Annotated in this window: 16 protein-coding genes; 6 read left to right on the top strand and 10 right to left on the bottom strand. The window is 61.6% G+C overall.

The features are described 5' to 3' along the window. Positions 1 to 128: 128 nt before the first annotated feature. Both BFN10_RS00485 and BFN10_RS00480 read left to right on the top strand, forming a co-directional pair. Positions 129 to 1,169, top strand: a complete 1,041-nt coding sequence (locus BFN10_RS00485; protein WP_071487962.1) for a WD40/YVTN/BNR-like repeat-containing protein — start codon at positions 129 to 131, stop codon at positions 1,167 to 1,169. A 30-nt stretch (positions 1,170 to 1,199) separates the two neighbouring features. Further along, positions 1,200 to 3,575: an efflux RND transporter permease subunit gene (locus BFN10_RS00480; RefSeq protein ID WP_071487961.1), complete on the top strand. Its 2,376-nt coding sequence runs from the start codon at positions 1,200 to 1,202 to the stop codon at positions 3,573 to 3,575. A gap of 294 nt (positions 3,576 to 3,869) precedes the next feature. On the opposite strand, the gene BFN10_RS00475 is transcribed toward BFN10_RS00480, so the two are convergent. Beyond that, positions 3,870 to 8,783, bottom strand: coding sequence for a dermonecrotic toxin domain-containing protein (locus BFN10_RS00475; protein ID WP_071487960.1), 4,914 nt, complete (start codon positions 8,781 to 8,783; stop codon positions 3,870 to 3,872). A 141-nt stretch (positions 8,784 to 8,924) separates the two neighbouring features. Here BFN10_RS00475 and BFN10_RS00470 point away from each other — a divergent pair, with 141 nt between their 5' ends. The 3 genes from BFN10_RS00470 to BFN10_RS00460 all read left to right on the top strand — a co-directional run bounded on the left by BFN10_RS00470 (position 8,925) and on the right by BFN10_RS00460 (position 10,710). After that, on the top strand, positions 8,925 to 9,212 hold the full coding sequence (locus BFN10_RS00470; protein ID WP_071487959.1) for a DUF5629 family protein: 288 nt from the start codon (positions 8,925 to 8,927) through the stop codon (positions 9,210 to 9,212). After that, a complete protein-coding gene (locus BFN10_RS00465) occupies positions 9,199 to 10,374 on the top strand; it encodes a lactonase family protein (protein ID WP_071487958.1) in 1,176 nt (391 codons plus the stop codon). The genes BFN10_RS00470 and BFN10_RS00465 overlap by 14 nt, the downstream gene beginning before the upstream one ends. A gap of 156 nt (positions 10,375 to 10,530) precedes the next feature. Then, on the top strand, positions 10,531 to 10,710 hold the full coding sequence (locus tag BFN10_RS00460; RefSeq protein ID WP_058424118.1) for a hypothetical protein: 180 nt from the start codon (positions 10,531 to 10,533) through the stop codon (positions 10,708 to 10,710). Positions 10,711 to 10,837: 127 nt separating this feature from the next. On the opposite strand, the gene BFN10_RS00455 is transcribed toward BFN10_RS00460, so the two are convergent. Genes BFN10_RS00455 through BFN10_RS00445 form a run of 3 tightly spaced genes read right to left on the bottom strand, consistent with a single transcriptional unit; the run spans position 10,838 to position 16,304 of the window. Continuing rightward, positions 10,838 to 11,431 carry a glutathione S-transferase gene (locus BFN10_RS00455; protein WP_071487957.1) on the bottom strand — a complete coding sequence of 198 codons (594 nt, stop codon included), beginning with the start codon at positions 11,429 to 11,431 and terminating at the stop codon, positions 10,838 to 10,840. Beyond that, positions 11,428 to 15,066, bottom strand: coding sequence for an AAA family ATPase (locus tag BFN10_RS00450; protein ID WP_071487956.1), 3,639 nt, complete (start codon positions 15,064 to 15,066; stop codon positions 11,428 to 11,430). Before BFN10_RS00450 ends, BFN10_RS00455 begins: the two co-directional genes overlap by 4 nt. Beyond that, positions 15,063 to 16,304: an exonuclease SbcCD subunit D C-terminal domain-containing protein gene (locus tag BFN10_RS00445; RefSeq protein WP_071487955.1), complete on the bottom strand. Its 1,242-nt coding sequence runs from the start codon at positions 16,302 to 16,304 to the stop codon at positions 15,063 to 15,065. The genes BFN10_RS00450 and BFN10_RS00445 overlap by 4 nt, the downstream gene beginning before the upstream one ends. Positions 16,305 to 16,730: 426 nt before the next feature. Between BFN10_RS00445 and BFN10_RS29125 the strand changes: the two genes are divergently transcribed. Next, the gene (locus BFN10_RS29125; protein ID WP_130898140.1) at positions 16,731 to 17,111 is read left to right on the top strand and encodes a hypothetical protein; all 381 of its coding nucleotides are present in this window, start codon (positions 16,731 to 16,733) and stop codon (positions 17,109 to 17,111) included. Positions 17,112 to 17,166: 55 nt separating this feature from the next. On the opposite strand, the gene BFN10_RS00440 is transcribed toward BFN10_RS29125, so the two are convergent. The 6 genes from BFN10_RS00440 to BFN10_RS00415 form a co-directional block, all read right to left on the bottom strand. Then, positions 17,167 to 17,694 carry a hypothetical protein gene (locus BFN10_RS00440; RefSeq protein ID WP_071487954.1) on the bottom strand — a complete coding sequence of 176 codons (528 nt, stop codon included), beginning with the start codon at positions 17,692 to 17,694 and terminating at the stop codon, positions 17,167 to 17,169. Positions 17,695 to 17,768: 74 nt separating this feature from the next. Then, positions 17,769 to 19,409: a BatD family protein gene (locus tag BFN10_RS00435; protein WP_071487953.1), complete on the bottom strand. Its 1,641-nt coding sequence runs from the start codon at positions 19,407 to 19,409 to the stop codon at positions 17,769 to 17,771. Further along, complete coding sequence (locus tag BFN10_RS00430) at positions 19,406 to 21,145, bottom strand: tetratricopeptide repeat protein (RefSeq protein WP_071487952.1); 1,740 nt, start codon at positions 21,143 to 21,145, stop codon at positions 19,406 to 19,408. The genes BFN10_RS00435 and BFN10_RS00430 overlap by 4 nt, the downstream gene beginning before the upstream one ends. Beyond that, positions 21,142 to 22,230, bottom strand: coding sequence for a vWA domain-containing protein (locus BFN10_RS00425; RefSeq protein ID WP_071487951.1), 1,089 nt, complete (start codon positions 22,228 to 22,230; stop codon positions 21,142 to 21,144). Before BFN10_RS00425 ends, BFN10_RS00430 begins: the two co-directional genes overlap by 4 nt. Then, entirely contained in the window at positions 22,223 to 22,717 is a 495-nt protein-coding gene (locus BFN10_RS00420; RefSeq protein ID WP_071487950.1) for a DUF4381 domain-containing protein, read from the bottom strand. The genes BFN10_RS00425 and BFN10_RS00420 overlap by 8 nt, the downstream gene beginning before the upstream one ends. Then, complete coding sequence (locus tag BFN10_RS00415; RefSeq protein ID WP_071487949.1) at positions 22,714 to 23,646, bottom strand: DUF58 domain-containing protein; 933 nt, start codon at positions 23,644 to 23,646, stop codon at positions 22,714 to 22,716. Before BFN10_RS00415 ends, BFN10_RS00420 begins: the two co-directional genes overlap by 4 nt. Positions 23,647 to 23,651 lie beyond the last annotated feature (5 nt).

Genomic DNA, 23,651 nt, shown 5'->3' with positions numbered 1-23,651 from the left:
TCAGACGATTCGAAAGCCCGATAGGATGGCCCTGCTTCCTCCAGGCGCTCTAGATTGCAGGTTCCAAGGCCCCGGAAGGCGAGCGATAACAATAATAAATGGGAGAAAGGTCTATGAGTGAGCCTGTCATGGGGTGGGTTGTCTGCCGCCCACGCGCCGCACGCAGGGTTGCGATGCTGGCCGCAGCGCTCTCGCTGTTTGGACTGGGGGTAGCGTCAGCCGCATTGTCGACCTCCGTCCAGGCCGCCGGCGATACCACTTTTGCGATTGAATCCCCCAAGGCCGCCAAGGGCCTGATGATCGACGTGGTCCACGCAGGCAAGCGCCTGGTGGCGGTCGGTGATCGCGGGCACATCCTCTATTCGGACGACCAGGGCAGCACCTGGACCCAAGCCAAAGTCCCCACCCGGCAATTGCTCACGGCGGTGTTTTTTGTCGATGACAAGCAAGGCTGGGCGGTCGGCCACGATGCACAGATCCTCGCCAGCACAGACGGCGGCGCGACCTGGAGCCAGCAGTATCAGGACCTCAAGCGCGAAGCGCCTCTACTCGATGTGTGGTTCAACGACGCGAACCACGGCCTGGCCGTGGGCGCCTACGGTGCGCTGATTGAAACCACCGACGGTGGCAAGACCTGGAATGACGTCAGCGACCGCCTCGACAACGAAGACCAGTATCACCTCAACGCCATTGCCCACATCAAGGAGGCCGGCCTGTTCATCGTCGGCGAGCAGGGCAGCATGTTCCGCTCCAGTGACGACGGCCAGACCTGGGAAAAACTCGAAGGCCCCTACGAGGGTTCGTTGTTTGGCGTGATCGGCACCGCCCAAGCGCAAACGCTGTTGGCCTACGGCTTGCGCGGCAACCTGTACCGCTCCACGGATTTCGGCAGTACCTGGGAACAGGTCGAATTGAACGCGGCGCGGGGAGCGCTGGAGTTTGGTTTGTCGGGCGCGGCGTTGCTGGAGGACGGTGCCATCGTCGTGGTGGGCAACGGCGGCAGCGTGGTGGTCAGCCATGACGATGGGCTGACCTTCAGCGTGTTCAACCGTCCGGACCGGATTTCGCTGTCGTCCGTCACGGCGGCCGGCAACGGCAACTTGATTCTGGCCGGGCAGGGTGGGGTGCGGGTTGCCACGCCGACTGGCGCCGAACTGCTCCTGAAATAAAGAGCCAAAATAAGAAGAAGGCGGGGAACTATGAGCAGTCATCACAACGATAAAGCGACCTTTCTTGAGCGCCTGATCTTCAACAACCGCCCGGCAGTGATCGTGATCTGCCTGCTGGTGAGTATTTTCCTGTTCTGGCAGGCAACGTTGATACGCCCGTCCACCAGCTTTGAAAAGATGATCCCCCTCAAGCACCCCTTCATCGAAAAGATGATGGAACACCGCAACGACCTGGCCAACCTGGGCAATACGGTGCGCATCTCGGTGGAGGCCAAGGACGGTGACATTTTTACCAGGGAGTACATGGAGACCCTGCGGCAGATCAACGACGAGGTGTTCTACATCTCCGGCGTCGACCGTTCGGGGCTCAAGTCGCTGTGGAGCCCCAGCGTACGCTGGACCGAAGTGACCGAAGAGGGTTTTGCCGGCGGTGAAGTGATCCCGCAGAGCTACAACGGCTCGCCGGAAAGTCTCGATCAACTGCGCAACAACGTGCTCAAGTCTGGCCAGGTCGGGCGACTGGTGGCCAACGATTTCAAATCGAGCATTGTCGACATCCCGCTGTTGGAGTCCTACCCGGACCCGCAGGACCAGGGCAAGTTGCTGGCCCTGGACTACCGCAAGTTCTCCCACGAACTGGAAGACAAGATCCGCGACAAGTTCGAAGCCCAGAACCCCAACGTCAAGATCCACATCGTCGGCTTCGCCAAGAAGGTCGGTGACCTGATCGACGGCCTGGTCATGGTGGTGATGTTCTTCGGCATCGCGTTTGTTATCACCCTGATTCTGTTGCTGTGGTTCACCAACTGCCTGCGCAGCACCGTTGCGGTGTTGAGCACCACGCTGGTGGCGGTGATCTGGCAGCTGGGGTTGATGCATTTCTTCGGTTTCGGCCTTGATCCCTATTCGATGCTGGTGCCGTTCCTGATCTTCGCCATCGGGATCTCTCACGGCGTGCAGAAGATCAACGGCATCGCGCTGCAGTCCAGCGAGGCGGACAACGCGCTGACCGCCGCCCGGCGCACCTTTCGGCAACTGTTCCTGCCGGGGATGATCGCAATCCTGGCCGACGCCGTGGGCTTCATCACGCTGTTGATCATCGACATCGGTGTAATCCGTGAACTGGCGATCGGCGCGTCCATCGGCGTGGCGGTGATTGTGTTTACCAACCTGATCCTGTTGCCGGTAGCGATCTCCTATGTCGGTATCAGCAAGCGCGCCATCGCCAAGAGCAAGAAAGACGCGAATCGCGAACATTCGTTCTGGCGCCTGCTGTCGAATTTTGCCAACCCGAAAGTCGCGCCGATCTCCATCGCCCTGGCGCTTGTCGCCTTTGGCGGCGGCCTCTGGTACAGCCAGAACCTGAAGATCGGCGACCTTGACCAGGGTGCGCCGGAGTTGCGCCCGGACTCGCGCTACAACAAGGACAACAACTTCATCATCAGCAATTACTCCACCAGTTCCGACGTGCTGGTGGTGATGGTCAAGACCAAGGCCGAAGGTTGCTCGCGCTATGAAGCCATGGCGCCCATCGACCAACTGATGTGGAAGATGCAGAACACCGAGGGCGTGCAGTCGGCGATTTCGCTGGTGACCGTGTCCAAGCAGATGATCAAGGGCATGAACGAGGGCAACCTGAAATGGGAAACCCTGTCGCGCAACCCGGATGTGCTGAACAACTCCATCGCCCGTGCCGATGGCCTGTACAACAACAACTGTTCCCTGGCGCCGGTGCTGGTGTTCCTCAACGACCACAAGGCCGAGACCCTCGACCGTGCGGTGCATGCGGTGCAGGACTTTGCCAGGGAGAACAACAAGGACGGCCTGGAATTCATCCTCGCCGCCGGTAACGCCGGGATCGAAGCGGCCACCAACGAAGTGATCAAGGAGTCGGAACTGACCATCCTGATCCTGGTGTACCTGTGCGTGGCGACCATGTGCATGATCACCTTCCGCTCCTGGGCCGCGACGCTGTGCATCGTGCTGCCGCTGGTGCTGACCTCGGTGCTGGGCAACGCGCTGATGGCATTCATGGGCATCGGCGTCAAGGTCGCGACCTTGCCGGTGGTGGCCCTGGGTGTGGGCATCGGCGTGGACTACGGCATCTACATCTACAGCCGCCTGGAAAGCTTCCTGCGTGCCGGTTTGCCATTGCAGGAGGCGTACTACCAGACGCTCAAGTCCACCGGTAAAGCCGTGCTGTTCACCGGCCTGTGCCTGGCGATCGGCGTGTGCACCTGGATCTTCTCGGCCATCAAGTTCCAGGCGGATATGGGCCTGATGCTGACCTTCATGTTGCTGTGGAACATGTTCGGTGCACTGTGGCTGTTGCCGGCCCTGGCGCGTTTCCTGATCAAACCGGAAAAACTGGCGGGGCAGAAGGGCAACTCGCTGTTTGCGCACTGAGTCGCCGCCCCCGAAAAAGCCGCACAGGGTGCGGCTTTTTTGCGGGTTACAGTTTCAGGAACAGTTTCTCATCCAATGGCTTGCCAATCTGCGCACGGACAAGCTCCACCGCTCCGGCAGAACCCGGCTCGTTGACTAGGTCTTTCTGGGTCAGGTAGCGCTGGGCGGGTATCTTCAGGTGCGCCGCCGTGTACGTGTCACGCGGTGTCCCGGGTTTCGGGTTTCTCGAGTTTCTTTTTCGGATGCTTGATAGCGACCACGCTAATACCCCATCCTCTGGTCAGCCGGCCTTGTTCACGCCTGAACACCCTTGGGCTTAGGCGCTATCTTGAGGAACAGGTTGTCCAGCGGTGGAGTGATGAGCACGTAGACGATTTTCGTCACGGGTTCGCTGCCGGGGTCTTTCAAGCGGCTCAGGTAATCCTGCACATGGGCCTTGAGCAAATCCTTCTGGGTGAGTTTGCGTTGCTCCGGCAATTTCAGATGGGCCCGCGTATAGCCATCGGGCGGTGCGTCGGCGGTGGCGTAGTGGAAATGGGCGTACCACAACACCACCGGCGGTTTTTGCGCCCTGTCGTACACCGCGTATTCGGTGAAAAAGTCTCCACTGAGGGTCGGGCGTTGCGGGTCGGCCTGGCTCGTGAGGTTGATATCGATCTGCTGGTGGTCCCAGAGGTAGGCGACGGCTTCCATTGTCGGCCACTGGCGTTTGTAGGCATCGCTGCAGATGCGCTTTGCCCAGCGATTGATGTCCTTGGCTTGCGCCAGGCATTCGTCAATCAGGTTCTGGGCCGTGGGTGTGTCGAGATGGTCGCGTTTGATTTCATTGGCGAGCTGGGTAAATTTTTCGGCTTGCGCGTTGAGCAGCGTGTCCCATTCCCCGGGATTGGCATCCTGGCGAGTGAGAGGGTTGTCCAGTTTCGCCTGGTCCGCCGCGACCAATTGCTCCAGGTCCTGGCGTTGTCCGATCAATCCCTGGGCTTCACTCTTGAGGGTCGCGAGTGAGCGAAGCTGCGGGGCCGGCGTCGAGGTAGTTGCCTCGTCGATGGGGGCCCAACCGTCCGTGTGCTGGTTATACGAAGCCAGGGTCTTGCCAAGCAACGTGTCGGTGATGGTGATGTGTTCCTCGCCGTTCTGCGCGTCGGCGGGCTTGAGCTCGCCGATCAGGTATTCCTTTTTACGGGTCTTGAACACGCGCTTTGCCGCAGGCTTGGCACGTAGCGTCTTGGACAGTGGCAGTTCGACCTTGAGGTCTTCCTGTTCTCTGACCACCGCCTCCAGTTCGTTTTGCGCCAACACCTTGGCGAATTCGAGGCCCTTGAGCACACGTTCGGCTTCGGGCCCCAACGCGTCGGGCTTCAACGTCTTGAGGGCCCGCAGGGCGAACTCGGCTTGCTGGTATTTATCGAGAACTGTCTCGTAGACATTACGTTGCTCATCCAACGGGTATTCGGTACTGCTGCGTACCTCAATGTGGGATTTCAGGCCTATGTCCAGCCCGCACACTTGATAACGCGCCTTGTAATACCGCTGCAACGCCGACAGTGATGAAGGCATCTCGAAGCGTATTTGGCTCAGGCTGGTAAGCAGTTCCAGCGCACTGAGCTTGAGGTTGTCGGAGAAAAACAATTCAACGCTTGGAATACTTGCCAGCAGTTCTTGACGTACCGCGCGCGCTGTCGCCGACGCTTGTCCCAGGTGCTGGAGGCTAGCTTCCATGCTAGCGGAATGGGCGACCATGTGTTCGAGGTAGTCGATGTAGCCCGTGGCCATCCGCAGGTTTTCGTCGATGGGGGTCAAGTCTCCCGCGACGATTCGCGGTTGCATCCGCTTGTGCCATTCCTCCAATGGCTCGCCTGCCTCGGTAACGATATGGAACTCCAACGCATTCAATTGCATCTTGTGGAGGAACATCTGCTGGTTCCAGACCTCTTTAACAATGGTTGCCGCATTGATCAGGGGCAGGCCGGCAATGGCGGCTTCCTCCAGCTGACGGGTCAAGGTGGTCAACTCCAAGTACACTGGCGAGGATTGGGCCAGTTGAGTTTCGAGTTGCTGCAGCAATACATCAAACTGGTTGCGAAGGCGTTTGTACTCAGAGATTTCAGTCTGTTGACGTACTTCCAGGTCTGGACGTTGGGTTTGCGAGGCCTTGAGCAGCAGATCCTGGATGATTCGCAGGGTCTTGAGTTGTTTCTCCAGACCCTGGAGGGCGGCTGCCAGTTGGGTTCCTGTCTGAATAATGGGTGCCATCAGGAACTTCGCCTCCGGAACGAGCTGGAGCAAGCGATCCGTCAACCGTTCGTTCTCAAGTTGTTTTTCACGGCGCAGCTCCTGCAACCGCTTGCGTCCGCCCCCCAGTAACTTGAGACCACGGTCCAGCGTCCAATGGCCGTTGCCGTCGGTTTTCAGCTTGATGCCCGGGTGGTCTGGTTTGAGCGGGTGAATGATAAAGACTTCACCGAAACCCGGCACGATGTTGACCCTGAACAGCAGGCCTCCCACCGAGGCATGCCATTGGTCGTTGATCTTGTACAAACCCCGATAGGGCCCGAGACTGATCGGCTCGGGAACAGGCGTGGGCCAGGGCACATTGACGCCCCGCAGTCTCTCGAGAAGCATCGCCGAGGCGCCATCACCGGCCAGGGAGCGATCAAAGTCCAACAGCGTGCGACCACCCCCCGGTGGCTCGGAAGGCAGGCCGACAGCGCCTCGCTCAACCACGGCCGGCCTGATCAAGCGCTGGCCTGGCAGTGGGTGCTTGAAGGGTGAGGGGATCGTGGCCTGTTCATCACGCTGGGGCGCTTCGCGCGGCACGCCGGTCGATCCGTGATACAACATCGCCATGCCGATATTGAGCAGCAGATCAATCCACGCCAGCTCCCTGGCTGTCGGATCGTTACTCTCCAGTGCCGGCAGGTCCTTCACTACGCCTTGCATGGCCTGCATCAGCCAACCGATTGTCGCCATGGGGCCGCGTACAGCCAGCAGCAGAGTGTTGAACCCTAGTTGCAGGCCTTCGAGGATAAGCGCCCAGCGGCTTTCACTGTTGGAGGTCGACTCCCGTTCGGCCTGATCCACCAGTTGCTGTGTTTCACTGCCGAACAGATATTCCATGAGGCTGCCGTTGCGCAGCACCAGGCCTATTTCATCGTTGCTTTCGTCGTCGGCACCGGCCAGCTCGGCGGGCTTTGGCACGCTGGGCAGGCGGTCGAACTCCGAGCCCATGCCGACGCGCACGTAGTGAGGCTCGTTGAAACCGCCGTTGCTGTAGACCGCCCTGGCCTGGTCCGGCAACCAGGTCAGCACGCTCTCCTGCAGGTCGCCGGGTTGCACGATGGCCGCCAGCAACTGTTCGCGATGGGGGTATTCCAACAGCGCCTCGGCATAGGCCGGTCGATACAGCAGGTGCGGTCCCGACTGCGTGTCGCGGGGTTCGATGACGAACATATTGCGCACCACATCCGCCTTGGCGCCTGGCTTGCGTACAAAGGCCAGCGGCCGGATGACAATGTCCTCGCCATTGATCCGACGCTCCAGCGGGTTGGGGTTGACCAGCGCTTTCACACACTCGAAACCACGCTGGGTGAGGCCGGCTTCACTCTTGATCAAACGCTCCAGTGCCTGGGTTTTCAGATGCAGGGGGCGCAGTTGCTCGAACAGGCCTTGACGCTTGCGTGCGGCCTCGGTCTGCCCCATCAGTTCCCGGCGCAGGTAAGCGGGGTAGTTTTTGCCGATGTCGACGCGTTGGACCAGTTGAAGGAGGTAATCGGGCGTCAGCCAGGCTTCGATTGCGCGGCCTTTGACGTGGCGTATGGTCATGCGGCCTTTGGGGCGGCCCGACAGGTTCTTCAGGGCCAGGTCGACCAGGTTCATGACGACAGGTTCGATGTAACCCCCTTCGATGATACCCACCGGCACATGAAAGGTCAGTTCCAGATCGCCAGCATCGTAGCCGGTCGCCAGCGCTTCATGGGTGCAGGCGCGCAGTCCGCCCTTGGCAACCGCGCGGTCCATGCACAACTGGTGGTTCACATGCGCGGTGGCATAGCCGCGCAGTGTTTCCAGGCTATCGAAGTCGGCGTCGCCAAGGGTCTGGCGCTTGAGGCTGGCGTGTTCCAGCAGGGTGTGTCGGTAGGCCAGGCGGTTGGCGGCGCTGGTGGCTTGCAGATGATCCGGCAGGGCGGCCTGGATGGCCGCCACCGTTGCCGGCGACGTGGCGTTTGATGGCGACAGCCACTGCGCAGGGTCGGTGGTGACGGCAAACAGGCGTTCCACTGCTTGCCGCGTGGATTGGGCGGGAAGCTGGATCGTCGCGAGATCGTCCAACTGCTGGTTCAGGATGAGCGCCGCTTGCACTTCGAAAATATTGCCATCGGGTTCGTACTGCTGCCAAGTGATGCGCTCGGCCATGAAGCGCTGTTGCAACTGCTCGCCCCACGCCTGGCCGAAGGTTTCCAGGTCGGGGTAGGTCTGGATCTCACCGTTGAGGCGAAAAAGCAGTGCTTGCTTGCCGCGCACCACCAGAATCTCGGTGCCTTGTACGGTCAGCCGCTTGCCGGCGCGTTGCAAGTGGGTTTCCAAGGTGTAGGCGTGGACCTCGTTGGCGGGGGCGGGGCTGAGCGCGCGCGATGCCCGGTCGGGATAACGGTTCAACGCGCTGAGTATTTCAATGTGCTGGGCAGTGAGGCCGGTCTGGCGTGTGGCGACCTCGAGCAACACACCTTGCAGCACATCGGCCAGCCACTTCCAGCGAACGCTCCCTGCGTCGCTGTCCTGTCCCCAGTACGCAGCCAAGGCTTCTTGAAAACCGATGAACAGCACCCGTGGCAGCTCCCGGATGAGGGCTTCGATAACCCGCAGGTCGAAGTCGCGGCGCTCTCCGTTCTCGTGAGAGCCAAGCCGGGTGCCAGTGGCATCGCTCAGGTAGCAATCCAGGTTCTGGCGTGCCGTCAGATCGGGGAAACTGCCGTCGGCGATATGGTCAAGCGCAACGTCCAGCAACGGCAGCAGGGCGCGGCCACCGCCGTCACGGGGTACGGCCAGCCGAAGGTCGGCGACGGGCAGTGTCAGCGGTGGGTACTTCTCCACCAGGTGGGTGCCCAGCATTTGCGCGGTGACGGTACGCAAAGTGGGGCGCCCGAGAAATTGCGCAGCAACCGCTTGTCGTGTGGGATTTGCCGCTGGGGCGGGGGGCTGTACGGGCATGTGGGTTCCTTTACGTCGGATAAGAGTGCGTCCTTGCAAGGTAATGCCCGGCGTAGTCGCCGTGCGGTAGCCCGCTATGGTTTTAGGCCCTGGCGGCAAACTGGCCTATGATTAGCGCTTTGAACCTGATGAAAGACTGTGATGACTGAGAATTTGCTTGCCGTCCTTGAAACCAGCGACATGCTTGAAATCGATGGGCTGCATGCCTTTGATTTTGAACTCGATAACGAAAAACTGCTGATCACCGCCATGGACGGCCGTGCAGAAAAACGCTGGCGTTTCAGCCTGGAACAGGTCAACGCCGCGACGTTCGATGACACCTTGCAAAGCTGGACCCTTACCGGTGATTCGGGCGAGCACCGCCTGATCTGCATGAGCGCCTTCACCGGCAACAATAACGACGAGGATGAAGCGGATGATGATGCGTAAATTCTGGCCGCTGCTGATGGCCGGCAGCGTGGGAGCGATGTCGGTGCAAGCCGCGCCGGCCGATACCTATGAACTGTTGGTGGGCAGCTACACCGCCGGCAGCAGTGAAGGGATCTACCGCCTGCAATTTGACAGCCGCACAGGCCAGTTCAGCGGTAAACCGGTGCTCGCGGCCAAAGCGGCCAACCCGTCCTGGCTGACAATCTCCAAGGACCAGAAGCACCTGTTCGTGGTCAACGAGAACGGCCCCGGCCAGAAGGACCCGGTCGGGCGCGTCAGCAGCTACAGCATCGATCCGCAGACTCGCCAATTGACCCTGATCAACCAGGTGCAGAGCCTGGGCAACGAGCCGACCCATTCCAGTGTGGCCGCCGATGGGCGCTATCTGTTCGTCGCCAACTATTCGGTCGTGGAAGACCCGGGCGGCAGCCTGGCGGTGCTGCCAGTCGATGCCACGGGCAAGCTGTCGCCTCCGGTGCAACTGAGCGGGCACCCGGCCAGCCGCGTGAACCCTGAGCGCCAGGCGTCCAACCATGTGCACTCGGTGGTGTCGTCGCCGGATGGCAAGTACGTGTTTGTACAGGACCTGGGGGCGGACAAGCTGTTTGCCTACCGCTACGATCCCAAGGCCAACCATGAGCTGCCATTGACCCCGGCCAATCCGGCCTCGGTGCAACTGCCGCCAGGCAGCGGCCCGCGTCATTTGTTGTTCAGCGCCGATGGCAAGCACGCCTGGCTGACCACTGAGATGAGTGCGCAGGTGGCAGTGTTCGACTACAAGGATGGCCAGTTGACCCAGACGCAACTGGTGGACTTCGCCGCCGGCCAACCGGTGTCCGACAAGGCCGGTGCCGCGTTGCACGCCTCCAGTGACGGAAAATTCCTCTACGTGAGCAACCGTGGCACGGCCAACCAGTTGCTGGTGTTCAGCATCGATCCGGCCACCGCGCACCTCAAGGAATTGCAACGTCGCTCGGTGGACGGTGACCACCCGCGCGAATTCAGCCTGGACCCCAGCGGTCGGTTCCTGCTGATCGCCAATCAGAAAAGCAACGAAATCGTCGTGGTCGAACGCGACCCCAAAACCGGCCTGCTGGGTAAAACCGTACAGAAATTGCCGATCGATGCCCCCAGCGACCTCAAGTTCCTGGTGCGTCAATAAGCCACAGGCCCCGCCGTGCGGGGCCTGACCCTTTCTATTAATTCTGTTAATAGCGGCTACTGTTTCAAAGCATTTCTAAGGTTCAGCCCTCGGGCGTAAGTTGGGTTCCAAGGCCTTCCCCGGCCACTCAACCAAACGAACACAAGGGTTACCGACATGAATCTGAATCTCTTCTCCATCATCGCCGCTTCCGCTGTTTCCGCCACTGTTGCCCTGCCTGCCGCAGCCAGCGTGGAAGTCACCGGCAAAAAATCCAGCACCAGCGCCTACACCCAGAAATACCTGCAACAGAGCGCCAACTTCTACGCCGCACTGGATCACAAGACCCAGCACTAAGCGGTAGGTCACTGAGATCAAATGTGGGAGGGGGCTTGCCCCCGATAGCAGTGGGTCAGCTACAAATTAGCTGACTGATCCACCGTCATCGGGGGCAAGCCCCCTCCCACATTTGATTGTGCCGGCCTCAGGGTTTTGTCATCACGGCGATAAATAGCGGTGAAGTAAGGACGCGCTGAAGCCAGGCTTGTAACCGTTGATACGGCGTCCCGGCGAACCACTCCCGATCCACATGGGCAAACTGGCGCACAAACGGCGCGAGGGCCATGTCCGCCAGGCTCGGATACCGCGCCAGCAAGTAGGCGCGTTCCGTCAGTAACCCTTCCAGCTTCTGCAAGAACACCTCGCCCTCGGCCCGATAATGTTCCATCGGGTGTTCCGGGTAGCGGTCGGCGTACTTGTATCGATCCAAGTGATACTTGAAACCCTGGTCGTTCTCGGCAATCAGTGCCAATACCGCCGGGTCACCCTGCAGCAGCCAATCATCCGGGTCGTGCTGGGCCAGGGCCCATTGCATGATCTCCAGGCTCTCTTCAATCACGCGTCCGTCAACGCTCAGTACCGGCACCGTACCCTTGGGCGACAGTGCCAGCATCTCGGCCGGCTTGGCCTTGAGGCTGACCTCGATGATCTGTACGGGTACGCCTGAATAACGCAAGGCCAGGCGTGCCCGCATCGCATACGGGCAACGCCGGAACGAATACAGCAGCACCTCGCTCACTTCACCTCCAGCGTGCTCAAACCATTACCCTGGCGCTTGACCTGGATTTGGACCGGGATGCGTTCGTGCATTTCCTGCACGTGGGAAATCACCGCCACCTTGCGCCCCTGGGCCTGCAAACCGTCCAGCGCGTCCATCGCCAGTTGCAGCGATTCCGGGTCCAGGCTGCCGAAGCCTTCATCGATAAACAGCGACTCGATCTTCAAGGTGCTGGATGCCATCGAAGCCAGGCCCAAGGCCAACGCCAGTGACACCAGGAAGGTTTCGCCGCCGGACAACGAGTGCACCGAGCGCAGTTCGTCGCCCATTTCCGTGTCCATCACCAGTAGCCCCAACATGCTGCCGCCGCGCTTGAGGCGATAGCGGCGCACCAGTTGGCGCAATTGCACGTTGGCGTGGTGCACCAGCAGGTCGAGGTTGTAGGCCTGGGCGATCTTGCGGAAGGTGTCACCGGTAGCCGAGCCGATCAGTGCGTTCAGGCGCGCCCAGCGTTGCCATTCGTCATACGCCTTGGCGATCTGTTCGGCAAACGCCTGGTTGGCGTCCTGGCGGCGCTGGTCTTCGGACTGGCGCGCGCGCAGTTCGGCGCAGTGTTTCTCGGCCTCGGCCAACTGTTGGTTGAGCGTGGCCAGGGCGGTGTCCAGTTCATCGGCTTCGAAGTTGCCATTGTGCTGGGCTTGGTGTTCGGCGAGGCGTTGCTCACGTTCTTGCAGCAGGACCCTGGCCTGTTCGACGGCTTTCTCGCTGTGTTGCAACTGCTGGCGCAAGTGGCTGACCTGGGCGTCGTCGTAGGCCAGCAAACGGTCGAGGCCGGCGTCGTCGAGTTCCGGGTGCAGCGCGCGCCAGTCGTGCAGGCGCGTGTCGAGGCTGTGCTGTTCGGCTTGCAATGCCTGCTCGCGTTCCTGCTGGGCCTTGAGGTCGGCGGCCAGTTGGATCAGGGCGTTGTGGATGTCCTGCAGTTGTTGGTTGGCGTCGGTTTCGCTCTGGCGTGACTGTGTCACGGCGTGTTCCAACTGTTGCTGCCACTGCTCGGCGCTGGTGTGTTCACCGAGCAACGCGTTGAGTTTTTCCTGAGCCGCTTGCTGTTGGGTCGCCAGTTCGGTGACTTGCTGGAGCAGGGCGTCGAGTTGCTGTTGGCGATGCTGCTGGTGGGTCTGTTCCTTCTCGATCGCCTGTTGACGCTCTTGTTGCTCGGCCAATTCGTCGCGCTGATGGCCCAGCTGTTCCAGGCGCTGGCTGACCTGCTGGTCCAGCTGCATAAAGGTGGCTGCGGGCTCGGCGCGCAGATCTGCCAGGGTGTCTGCGGGCAGCAGGCTGGTGAAGGCACTCAGTTCCTGCTCAAGGCGTTCGCGGTCGCTGGCCAACTCGCGCTGCTGGTCCACCAGCAATTGACGGGCCTGCTGGCTTGCTTCCTGGGCGGCTTGCAGTTGTTGCTGCAGGCGCCCGGCGTTTTGTTGCAGGTTGAGCAGGGCGCCTTGGCGCTGTTCGTCCTGGGTGATGCTTTGGGTCAACTGGCCCAGTTGCTGCTCAAGCCAGGCGCTGCGCTTGGCCGGTTCCTGATTGAACAGCGACGCGGACAGCGGGTGTGCCTCCAGGCTCGGTTTCAGCGCTTGCTGTTGCGTCGCCAGGTGTTCCTGCTGTTGCAGGTATTCCTTTTGCTGGGCGATCAAACCGCCCACTTCGCCACGCAACTCCGTGAGTTTTTCCTTGAGGGTGTCCACCGCTTTCTGCGCGCTGGCTTCTTCGTTTTCGTCATGACGACCGAGGCTTTGCAGCAGGGCTTCGGGCTGGTGGTACGGGTGTTCGTGGCTGCCGCACACCGGGCAGGGCTGATCGTCCTGCAGCTGCTCGCGCAACTCCTCGACGCTGGCACTGCGGGCCAGGCGCTGGCGTTCCAGCAGTTGTCTGGTCACGTTCAGCGTTTGTTCGGCCACCGTCAGCTCGGCCTTGGTCTGCAAGCCGGTCTGGTTCAACTGCTCGCGTTGCTGTTGGGCCACGGTGAGCTTTTGCGTCAGGCCGGCGGCTTGCTGATCCAGCTGTTGCTGGTGGTCCCACAGGCGCGTCAGGTCTTCGAAGGCACGCTGCTGTTTGCGATTGTCTTGCAGCAGGCTGGCCAGCAATTGGATCTGCTCGGCCACGGCGTGAGGCTCGGCACCGGCCTCCTGGTACAGCAAGTCCAGGGCTTCGCGTTGCTGGGTGAACTGTTCGGCGGCGCGGGTTGCACGTTGCTCCAATTGCGACAGTTCGGCCTGGCCTTTATTCAGGCGGTTACCGATCAGCATCAGTTGTTGCAGGCGGTCGCGGTAGGCGGTCCACGCATCACTCAAGGGCGCGAGGGCGGCGCTGCGCTCAAGCTCGTTGGCCAGGCGTTGCAGGCGCTCCGCGACTTCGCTCTGTTTTTCCAGCAGGCCGGTGAGCCGGGCCTGGCCTTCGGTGCAGGCGCTTGCGTGTTGCTGTTTGTCCTCGGTGCGCTTGGCCAGCTCTTTGGTCAAGTGGGTGAGGGTGCTGTGTTCGTCGAACGCCTGGCGCAGCAAAGGCGCGGCATCCGCCTGGTTTTTCAGGGCTTGCGCCAAGGCGGTTTGCGCGCTGGCCAGTTGCTGTCGGGCCTGGTCCTGGCGGGCTTGCAATTCGGCTTGTTGCCGCGTATGGGACTGAATCTGCGCCGCCAACGGCGCCAGGTGTGTGCCGAGTTCCGCCTGGCGCACGAACAGATGACGCTGCGGCGCCAACTGTTCCAGGCGGCCGAGGTCCTGGCGTTGCGCGTCCTGGTTATTCCAATCGGCCTGTGCCTGCTGCAGCTGTTCGGTGGCGGCGAGTTGGCGTTCCTGCCATTCGCGCAGTTCCTTGAGCCAGGTGTGCTGAAGCTCCAACTGCTTGAGTTGGGCTTGATGGACCTTGAGTTGCTGCTGCGCGGCATCGAATTGTTGATCGAGCTCGGCACGGGCTTCAGGGGCCAGGGGCACCACGCCGGTGGCCTGGTCCTGCAACTGTTTGTGCGCGTCCCGGGCCTCTTTGGCCTTGTCGAAGGCACGCCGGCCCAGCTGGGTGTACAGGGCCGTGTCGGTGAGCTTTTCCAGCAGTTCGCTGCGCTCGTTGTCGTTGGCCTTGAGGAACGCACTGAACTCGCTCTGCGCCAGCAACACGGCGCGGGTGAACTGTTCGAAGTTCAGGCCCAGGGCCAATTCCAGCTGGGTCTTGTATTCGGTTTTCTGGCTGGCCAGCAGTTGGTCGCTGTCCAGGTCGATCAGGCTCTGGCGGCTGTTCTGCAACTTGCCGCTGGCCTTGTCGCGCGCGCGATTGGCTTCCCAGCGCGCGCGGTAGCGGCGGCCACTGACGCCGACAAAATCCACCTCGGCATAACCGCCACCGGTGCCGCGGCGCAGCAGGGTACGTGGGTCACCGATGGAGATGTCGCTGTCGGCATCCGGCATCTTCGCCTGGCCGGTATCACCCAGGCGTGGCACGGCGCCAAACAACGCCAGGCACAAGGCATCGAGCAAGGTGCTTTTACCGGCGCCGGTCGGCCCGGTGATTGCGAACAACCCGGCGCTGGCCAGGGGCTCGGCGGTGAAGTCGATCTCGAACGGGCCGGCCAGGGACGCGAGGTTTTTCAGGCGGATGGCGAGGATCTTCATGGCTGTTCCTCCTCTTGCTGCACTTCCTGGAGCAACACGGCGAAGTCCTTCAAGGTCTGTTCATCCACCTCGCTGCCGTAGCTGTCCTGCCAGGCGCGGCTGAACAATTCCTGAGGCGTGAGCTGGTCGAGTTCGATCAGGCGGTCGTCGCCTTCGTCCTCACGCGGGCCCTTGCCAGCGTACTCGGCAGCGATGCGCACCAGGCGCACAGCCTTGCCTTGCAGCGCGGCTTCGATTTGCTGACGCAGGTCGGGCTGCGGTTCGTCGAGCAGGACGCGCACTTCGAGCCAGGGGTGGCGTTGGGTTTCAGCCAGCAGGTCGATGTCCGGCAACTCGGCCAGGGCCTTGAGGATATCCGCCAGGGGCGCGGCTTCCAGACGTTGCAGGTCGACCGAACGCGGGATCAGGATGGGTTCGACGCTCACCAGGCATTGGCCCTGGAACACCACATCGAGGATCTGGTGCTTGTAGCCGATTTCGGAAAACGACAGTGGGATCGGCGATCCACTGTAGCGAATACGTTCTTCGCCATTGACCTTTTGCGGCTTGTGCAAATGGCCGAGCGCAACATAGCCGACACTTTTATCGAACAGGCTGGCCGGCAGCGCCTCGGCATTGCCGATGATCAGGCTGCGCTCGGAGTCTTCCGACACCGAACCACCGGCCATGTGCGCATGGCTGATGGCAATCAGCGCCTGGCCTTTTTTGCGCTTGGCGTTGGCCGCGGCGATCAGCCATTCATGCACCTGGCCGATACCCCGCAGGTAGTCGTCACCCAGGTGCGCGCCGGTGACTTCCGCCGGGCGCAAAAAGGGCAGGGCCAGGCACCACGCGGCAACCTTGCCTTTGGCGTCGGGCAGCGGGATCAGCAGCCGTTCGGCGTCGAGCTGGCCATCGTCCAGCCACAGCACGCGGCCGAGAGCATGGGTGTGCAGGCGGCGCATCAACGGTGCCGGCAGCTCGATACGTGAGCCGGAGTCGTGGTTGCCGGCGATCATCACGATGGTCAGCTTGGGGTTTTGTTCGTGGGCGCTGATGATGAAGTCATACAGCCGCTCCTGGGCCTTGAGCGGCGGGTTGACCGTGTCGAAGATATCGCCGGCGATGAGCAGAGCGTCCGGCTGATGGGTCTTGAGCTGGCCCAGCAGCCATTCGAGGAAACAGGCGTGTTCGAAGTCGCGTTCCTGGCCGTGGAGGTTTTGACCCAGGTGCCAGTCGGAGGTGTGAAACAGACGCAAGGCGAACTCCGTGGAATAGATGAAAAGGAGGGGAGTTTACCTGTAATGCGACCCTGCTGCCCCAGGCGATACAGATTCAATGTGGGAGGGGGCTTGTTCCCGATGGCGGTGGGTCAGTCAGTGCATTTCTATCTGACACATCGCCTTCGCGAGCAAGCCCGCTACGTGCCAAGGGTTAGAATATTTCTCTGAAAAAACGCAAAGTAAAATGTTATTAAATGCCGATCCCATAAGTGGGCGGCAGGATTAGGAAACGCCTTACTTATTCCTGCACTAAAAAATGACAGGACTTTCCTTCCAGGATTTAGGAAGCGGCTGGCTTACTTTGATAAAAAATTCATGCAGTCTGGCAAGCGTGGAGTGGTCAAGTAACGCGCTCCTCGTGTGATGCGCTTTTGTGTTTTCTTAATATGGATGGAGATTATTATGAAAAGCCTTATTGCATTGCCGCTTGCTGTATTGATGTTTGTTTCCTTTCAGGCTTCTGCGTTGTGTTTGAATATTGCTGATAGTTATACCGGGATAATGCAGCCCAATGATGAGATCACGGTATATGGTCCATTTAAAATAACCGGTGCCAATGGCTGTTCTGCCGCAAATATCGATGCAACGGTTTCAGCGGGAGGAGCGGGAAGTGCTCCGGCGATTTTTATTGAGCGTGAAGTAGGCTCTTCCTGGAGCAGAGTGTCATTCAGTATCGGCACTAACGCGTCTTACGTGGGGCCATTCGGTACCTATCGAGTACGGCTGAAGAACGAAACCAGTGCGTCTAAATCCTATTCAGGTACGGTAAGATACGGGCGCTAGACGGGCAGGCGGCGCGTCAGGTTGAACCTGGCGCGCCTTGACTCATACGTCAAAGTCAAGCGTACTCATTTATTGATAAATCATTACTAGTGGACTTGATAAAGTACGCCAATGCACCAACAGCTTGATTTGCGCTGACCATCCCTTGCAAGTGGTCCATGGCACCGTCTTGCATTGCAACCATTGGTTCACTTTTGAAAAAAGCCCGCGTATCTTCCAGTTTCTCGTTGAATAGCGCGATGGCATTAAATTTTACGTGGGTGTTAGTTTGGCGACCATTGGCATCCGATGCACCATCTCCCGAAATGAACATCCCAAAAGCGCGTTGGCTGATCATTCCGTCGTCGTAGAGCCTTCTGCCGACTTTCTTAAGCTCATCCGTACTGATTGACGTCATATCATAATCTTTCAAAAACTCCTTAAGCTGACTGATCTTCTCCTGATCGCCAAGCTTCAATGTATCCGCCGCCTCGGAGGCTTCGGTTATGGTGAATGCATTCGTGACTTGCTGCGGATTTTTGATGGTATAAGCGTCTGTTTGCTTACTTAATGGCGGATAGGAAACATTCAACGTAATGGCCATTTTAAAAACTCCATTAATCGAAAGCTACATCGCTTTATCGGCGTCGCCTTTCCTATCTTGAGTAGTGACCTTGGTTACTTGGGATACAGCGGCGGAAGGCTGGTGGTATCCGCCGCCGGGTCCGGTTCGCGCTCAGCTATCGGAATCGCCTTCACCGCACGCCACAGGTCTTCACCCAACCAGAAATGCCCGCTCTCGCTGTACAGTGCACCATTCAAGCCGTCCAACGCGTCCGACAGCGGCACAAACCTCGCCGCCATATCCGCCAGGGTTTCCGGCTGTTGCCGCGCCCAGGCGTCAAGGGCCTGTCGGGTGGCTTGGGGGTCGTTGGCCTGGGTGGCGCGTTTAAGGTCATCGAGCAGGGTGCGCGGGCTCGGGCCGGTCTGTGCGGCGCGCTGCACGGCCGGTTGCCGGCGTGCACGCCACCACAGGCCAAAACCCAGCAGGGTGGTGCAGGCCAGGATCAGCGTACTCAGTTGCCACAGCCACAGGCGTTCATCGTCCGGTGCGGTGATCACCGTCGGCGTAGCGGGGGTATCCACGGCCAGGCTCGGGTTGATGGCGACCTGCAAGGTGCGCGCCGGCAGGCTGGTGCGTTCGAGGTGGTCTTCGTGGGTGTTCCACCACACCACGTCCACGGCGGGCAGTTCCAGGTTGCCGGCGCGAGTGGGCACCAGGGCCTCGCGGTCTTCGCGGCTGCCGATCAGGCCATGGTCGCTGGTCTGGTTGCCGAGCACCGGCTGGTCCGGGTAACGGCGCAGGCCGTTGATTTCGGTGCTGGGCAGCGCCGGCAGTTGTGCGCTGGAAAGGCCCTCGGCCTTGACCGTAAGGCTGCGGGTCAGGGAGTCGCCGACCTGCACATGCTCGGGCTCCGGGTTCCAGTGTTCGCTCAAGGTCAGGCTGCGTGCCGGCAACCACGGCGTATCGGCGGGATACAGCGCCGGTTTGGGTTTGACCATCAGCGGCAGCTCTGCGGAACTCACGTGGATCAACTTGCCCGGCTTGGTGCCTTGCAGGGTGTTTTCCTGGGGCGGGCGCGATTCCACCAGGGTCGCGCTGAAGGTCTGCGTCGGGATCGCCAACGTGCCGCTGTGCTGCGGGTAGATCGCGTAGCGGGTCTCGATCACGCCGTGGCGGATGCTGTTGATGACCTTTTCATAGGTGCGCGACTCGCCCAACTGCTCCACACGCGCATCGGCAATCTGCAACGGCGTGAGGCTGCTGTCGTCATACAGCGACACCGAGTGGTAGACGCGCACGGTCAACAGTGCCTGCGCCTGGACATAGACGCTGGTCTGGTCGAGGTTGGCCTCGATAAATACCGGCGCCAGCTCGGCAGCGGTGTTCTGGCTGGCGGTCTCCACCACTTGCAGGCTGATCGGCTGGGTCTTGTGTTCGCCCACTTGCAGGGGCGGGATGACCACCGTGCCGTTTTCCCTGGGCAGCAGGGTGATGATCCAGCGCGTGGTGGCGTGGTTGTCGCCGCCCAGCGTGGTGAGTTGGTTGATCTGCCGCGTGCCGCTGACTTCGAACTGCGCATCCAGCGGCGACAGGTCGGGTTTGCCGAACTGAGTGACGTCGCTGGACTCCACCGTCAGTTCCACCGTTTCCCCGGAGTTGACGCGGCTGCGGTCGACGCTGGCGACCAGGCTCGCCGCCTGGGCGTGGCCGGCCGACAAGGCGAGCAGAAGCAGTAGGGTGGTGCGGCGGCTCATCGAGTCTTGTCCTGATGTTGTTGCTGTTCGTACCAGAATTTGCGGCGCAGCAGTTCGCCGGGGTTGTCCGGGATCTCCTGCAGCCATTGCTCCAGGGCCTGGCGATGTTCACCGTCGAGGCTGGCCTCGCTAGGCCGCAGCGGTGGGGTGGTGGTCTGTTCGTCGCCCAGTTCGCTGCCCGGTACTTCATTACCCACGGTTTGCGGCGTGTTGCCGGGCTGGGTGTCGCCAGTGCCGGCTTCACCCTGGCCTTGGGATGACTGTTCGCCGCCTGTGGCGTTTTGCCCAGTGGCGCCCGGTTGCGCAGTTTGGCCGGGTTGGGTGGTTTCGTCATCCTCGTTTTTTGCCGCAGGAGACGGCTCCGGCTGGGCCTGTTCCTGCATAAGGGTTTCTACCAGCGCTTTGTTTTTCAGCGCCGGTTGCAGGTCGGGCTGGGCTTCGAGGGCTTGCTCGTAGGCGTCGATAGCGGCTTCCAGTTCCCCGGATTTTGCCAGCGCATTGCCCCGATTGTAGTGGGAGTAGGCGTCATTGCCTTCGGCAAACAGCTTGATGGCCTCGGCATAGTTGCCGGCCTCGTAAAGCGCCACGCCCTTCCACTGCGGGTCCTGGAAGTGTTCGGCGGCTTCGGCCGGGCGTTTTTTCTTCAGCAGATATTGGCCCTGCTGGTCGGGACGCAGCCACAGGTCTTGCAGGCCGAAGGCGTAGCTGGGTTGCGGTGCAATCAACAGCAGCAACGGCAGGCAGAACAACCAGCCGCGCCGACCGGCGCAGGCGGCCAGTAGCAACAGCGGCAGGAGCAGCCAGTAGCCCTGGTCGGCCCAGGTGTCGAGGTGCAGCAACTGGCCGTCGTTGCGCAGGGTTTGCGGTGGGTCGAGCACGCCGAGCTGGCGCAGGTCCTTGTCGTCCAGCCGTGCAGCGCGGTAGCGGCCACCCATTTCGCTGGCGAAGGCCTTGAGGGTCGGGCTGTCCAGGCGCGGCACCAGGATCGCGCCTTGTTCGTCCTTGAGGAACTCGCCGCTTTCCTGGGTCACCGGCGTGCCCTCGCGGCTGCCGATGCCGAGGATCGACAAGCTCGGCGCCTGGCCGCTTTGCAGCAACAGGCGGATGCCCTGGCGCTCCTGTTTGGACAGCGAAGAACCGATCAGCAACAGGCGCCCCTGGCCGAGGCCGCCTTGTTTGAGCAGGCCCAGGGCCTTCTCGACGGCCAGGTCGGCGCGGTGGCCGGGTTCGGGCATGATCGAGGGGCGCAAGGCCTCCAGCAGGTTGCGGCTGGTGGCCAGGTCGTCCGACAGCGGCACCAGCGTGTGGGCGCTGCCGGCATAGACGACAATGGCGGTTTGCGCATCGGTGCGCGCCTGCAACAGGTCGTACAGCTTGCGCCGCGCCTGCTCCAGGCGGTTGGGCGGGCTGTCGGTGGCGAGCATTTCCGGGGTCAGTTCCAGCAACACCACCAATGGGTCGGACGGCTTCTGGCTGGACTGCTCGACTCTTTGCCAACTGGGGCCGAGCAACGCCAGCACTGCCAACAGCCAGGCGATGCCCAGCACCACCCACGGCGATTTGCTCTCGCGGCCGTTGCCACCGCTGAGCAATACCGCGTGGAAGGCCGGCGGCAGGATCATTTGCCAGCGTCCGGCGCGCTTTTGCCGGTGCCACAGATGCCACAGCAGCCAGCCGAGCAACGGCAACAGCAACAACCACCAGGGACGGAACCAGTGCGGCCATAGGTCGATCATCGACGCCTCCGCAAACGCAGGCGTTTGAGGCGCTGGCGCCATTCCGGGTGTTGCTGCAGGAAAATCCCCTTGCTCGACAGCTTATTGAAAACGCGTTGCAGGGCGTTGTTCGGCCAACGTTCCTGGATCACCAGCAACATGCTCAGCACCAGCGCGAGGGCCAGCGGCGCGCTGTACAAGGCCAGGGCGGGCCGCGCCTGGGTAGGTTGTTGTTCGACAGGTTCGAGCTTGTCGAGGGTTTGCTTGATCGCTTGCAACTCTTCGCCATCACGTGCTCGGAAGTACTGGCCGTGGGTGGCTTCGGCGATGGCCTTGAGCGCCGGTTCGTCGAGGTCCAGGCTCGGGTTGACGCCAAGGATGCCCAGGGAGCCCGTTTGCTCCGGGTCGGCGCCGATGCCGATGGGGTAGATCTTCACGCCTTCTTCGGCCGCCAGGCGCGCAGCGGTCAGCGGGTCGATCTGCCCGGCATTGTTGGCGCCGTCAGTGACCAGGATCAGCACGCGGCTCTGCGCCGGACGCTGGCGCAGGCGTTTCAAGGCCAGGCCGATGGCATCGCCAATCGCAGTGTTCTTGCCGGCAATGCCGATGCGCGCTTCATCCAGCCAGGTGCGCACGGTGCGGCGGTCGAACGTCAGCGGTGCCTGCAGGTAGGCCTGGCTGCCGAACAGGATCAGGCCGACGCGATCACCCTCACGGCCCTCAAGAAAGTCGCCGAGCAGATGCTTGACCAGGCTCAAGCGACTCACGTCTTCGTCCTGCCAGTTCATATCGGGAAAATCCATGGAGCCGGACACGTCCACCGCCACCAGCAGGTCGCGGCCACTGGCGGCGATGGGCAGTGGCTCACCGAGCCATTCCGGGCGTGCGGCGGCGGTCAACAGCAGCAACCACAGCACCACGAACGGCGCTTGCTGGCGCCAGCCCGGCAGGTTGACGCGGGCGCGGCGGCGGGCCAGGCCTTCTAGGTCACTGAGGTAGCTGACTTTCAATGCGGGCTCACCGCTGTCGGCGGCGGGCAGCAGCAGGCGCATCAACCAGGGCAATGGCAACAGGGCAAAGATCCACGGCCAGGCGAACTCAAACATGTTTGCGAATCCAGGTATCGACCGCTTGGGTCAGGCCGGCGATGGCCTTGTCGTCGAGTCTGCATTCGGGTTTGTAGGCGCCTTCCACCAGCACCATCCAGCGCGTGAGGCCGGCGGCAGGGCAGCGGTTGTCGAGGAACGCCAGCCATTTGCGGCCGTTGAGGGTGTGGCTCTGGCTGTAGGGGTAGTCGTTGCGGCACAGGCGCTTGAGCAGGCCGTTGAGCTGTTGCAGCCAGGCGCCGGCAGGCGCGCCGTCGTAGGGTTTGGGCATCAGCGCCAGTTCCGCCAGGGCGGCAATGCGCAGCGGGTCCAGCGGTTGTTCGGCGCGAGCCACGGGGCGGCGGGCCGGCAGGAAACGGCGCAGGGACCACAGGCCCCAACCGAGCAACGGAATCACCAGCAGCAACAGCCACCAACCTGGCGCAGGCGGCCAGAACCCGATGGCGGGCGGGGCGATCAGCGGTTGCAGTTGGTCCAGGCTGCTCATTGTTTTTTAACCGGGCGTTGCGGGTTGAGGTATTCGCGCAATTGCTCGACCATTTCGCTCTGGGTGCTCAAGGGCATCAACAGCACACGCAGTTTCTGCGCGAGCAGTTCCCAGCGGGCAATGCGCGCTTCGGCCTGGGCCTTGTAGGCCTGGCGCAGGTCGAAGTTGAGTGTGTCCAGTTCCAGCTGGGCGCCGCGTTCGGCGAAGCGCAACAGCCCGGCGGCGGGCAGGGCGTGGTCCAGCGGGTCGGAGATCGGCAGCAGCAACAGGTCGCAGTGGCGTGACAGCAGGCTGAGTTGTTGCTCGGCACCCTCGGTCAGCGCGCGTTCATCGCAGATCACAATCACCAGGCTGCCGGGGCGCAGCACTTCGCGGCCACGGCGCAGGGCCATGCCGAGGGCGTCGGCTTCGGGGCGGCTCTCGGTGTTCAGGCTCTGGTTGACTCGCACCAGGCGGTTGAGCAATTGCAGCAGGCTTTGTTTGCTGCGCCGGGGCTTGATTTCGTAGTGCTCGCTATCGCCGAACACCAGCCCGCCCACGCGGTCGTTGTGGCCCAGCGCGGCCCAGCCGATCAGGCTGGCCGCCTGTGCCGCCAGCACCGACTTGAACATTTGCCCGGAGCCGAAAAACAGCCGGCAGCTTTGCTCCACCATGATGAAGATGGGCCGCTCGCGCTCTTCATGGAACAGCTTGGTGTGCGGCTCCTGGGTGCGCGCCGTCACGCGCCAGTCGATGGTGCGCACATCGTCCCCGGCCTGGTACACGCGCACCTGGTCGAAGTCCACACCGCGTCCGCGCAGTTTGGAGTGGTGCAGGCCGATCAGCGGGCTGCGCTGGCTTGGGGTGGAAAACAGCTGCACTTCGCGCACGCGATGGCGCATCTCGATCAACTCGCTGAGCGTGATGCGGATCCCATCGCCTGCGTTCATGGGTT

Source organism: Pseudomonas extremorientalis (genome assembly GCF_001870465.1).
GTDB classification, from domain to species: domain Bacteria; phylum Pseudomonadota; class Gammaproteobacteria; order Pseudomonadales; family Pseudomonadaceae; genus Aquipseudomonas; species Aquipseudomonas extremorientalis.
Note: the sequence above shows the minus strand (reverse complement) of the source record. Positions and strands in the feature narration are given on the sequence as shown.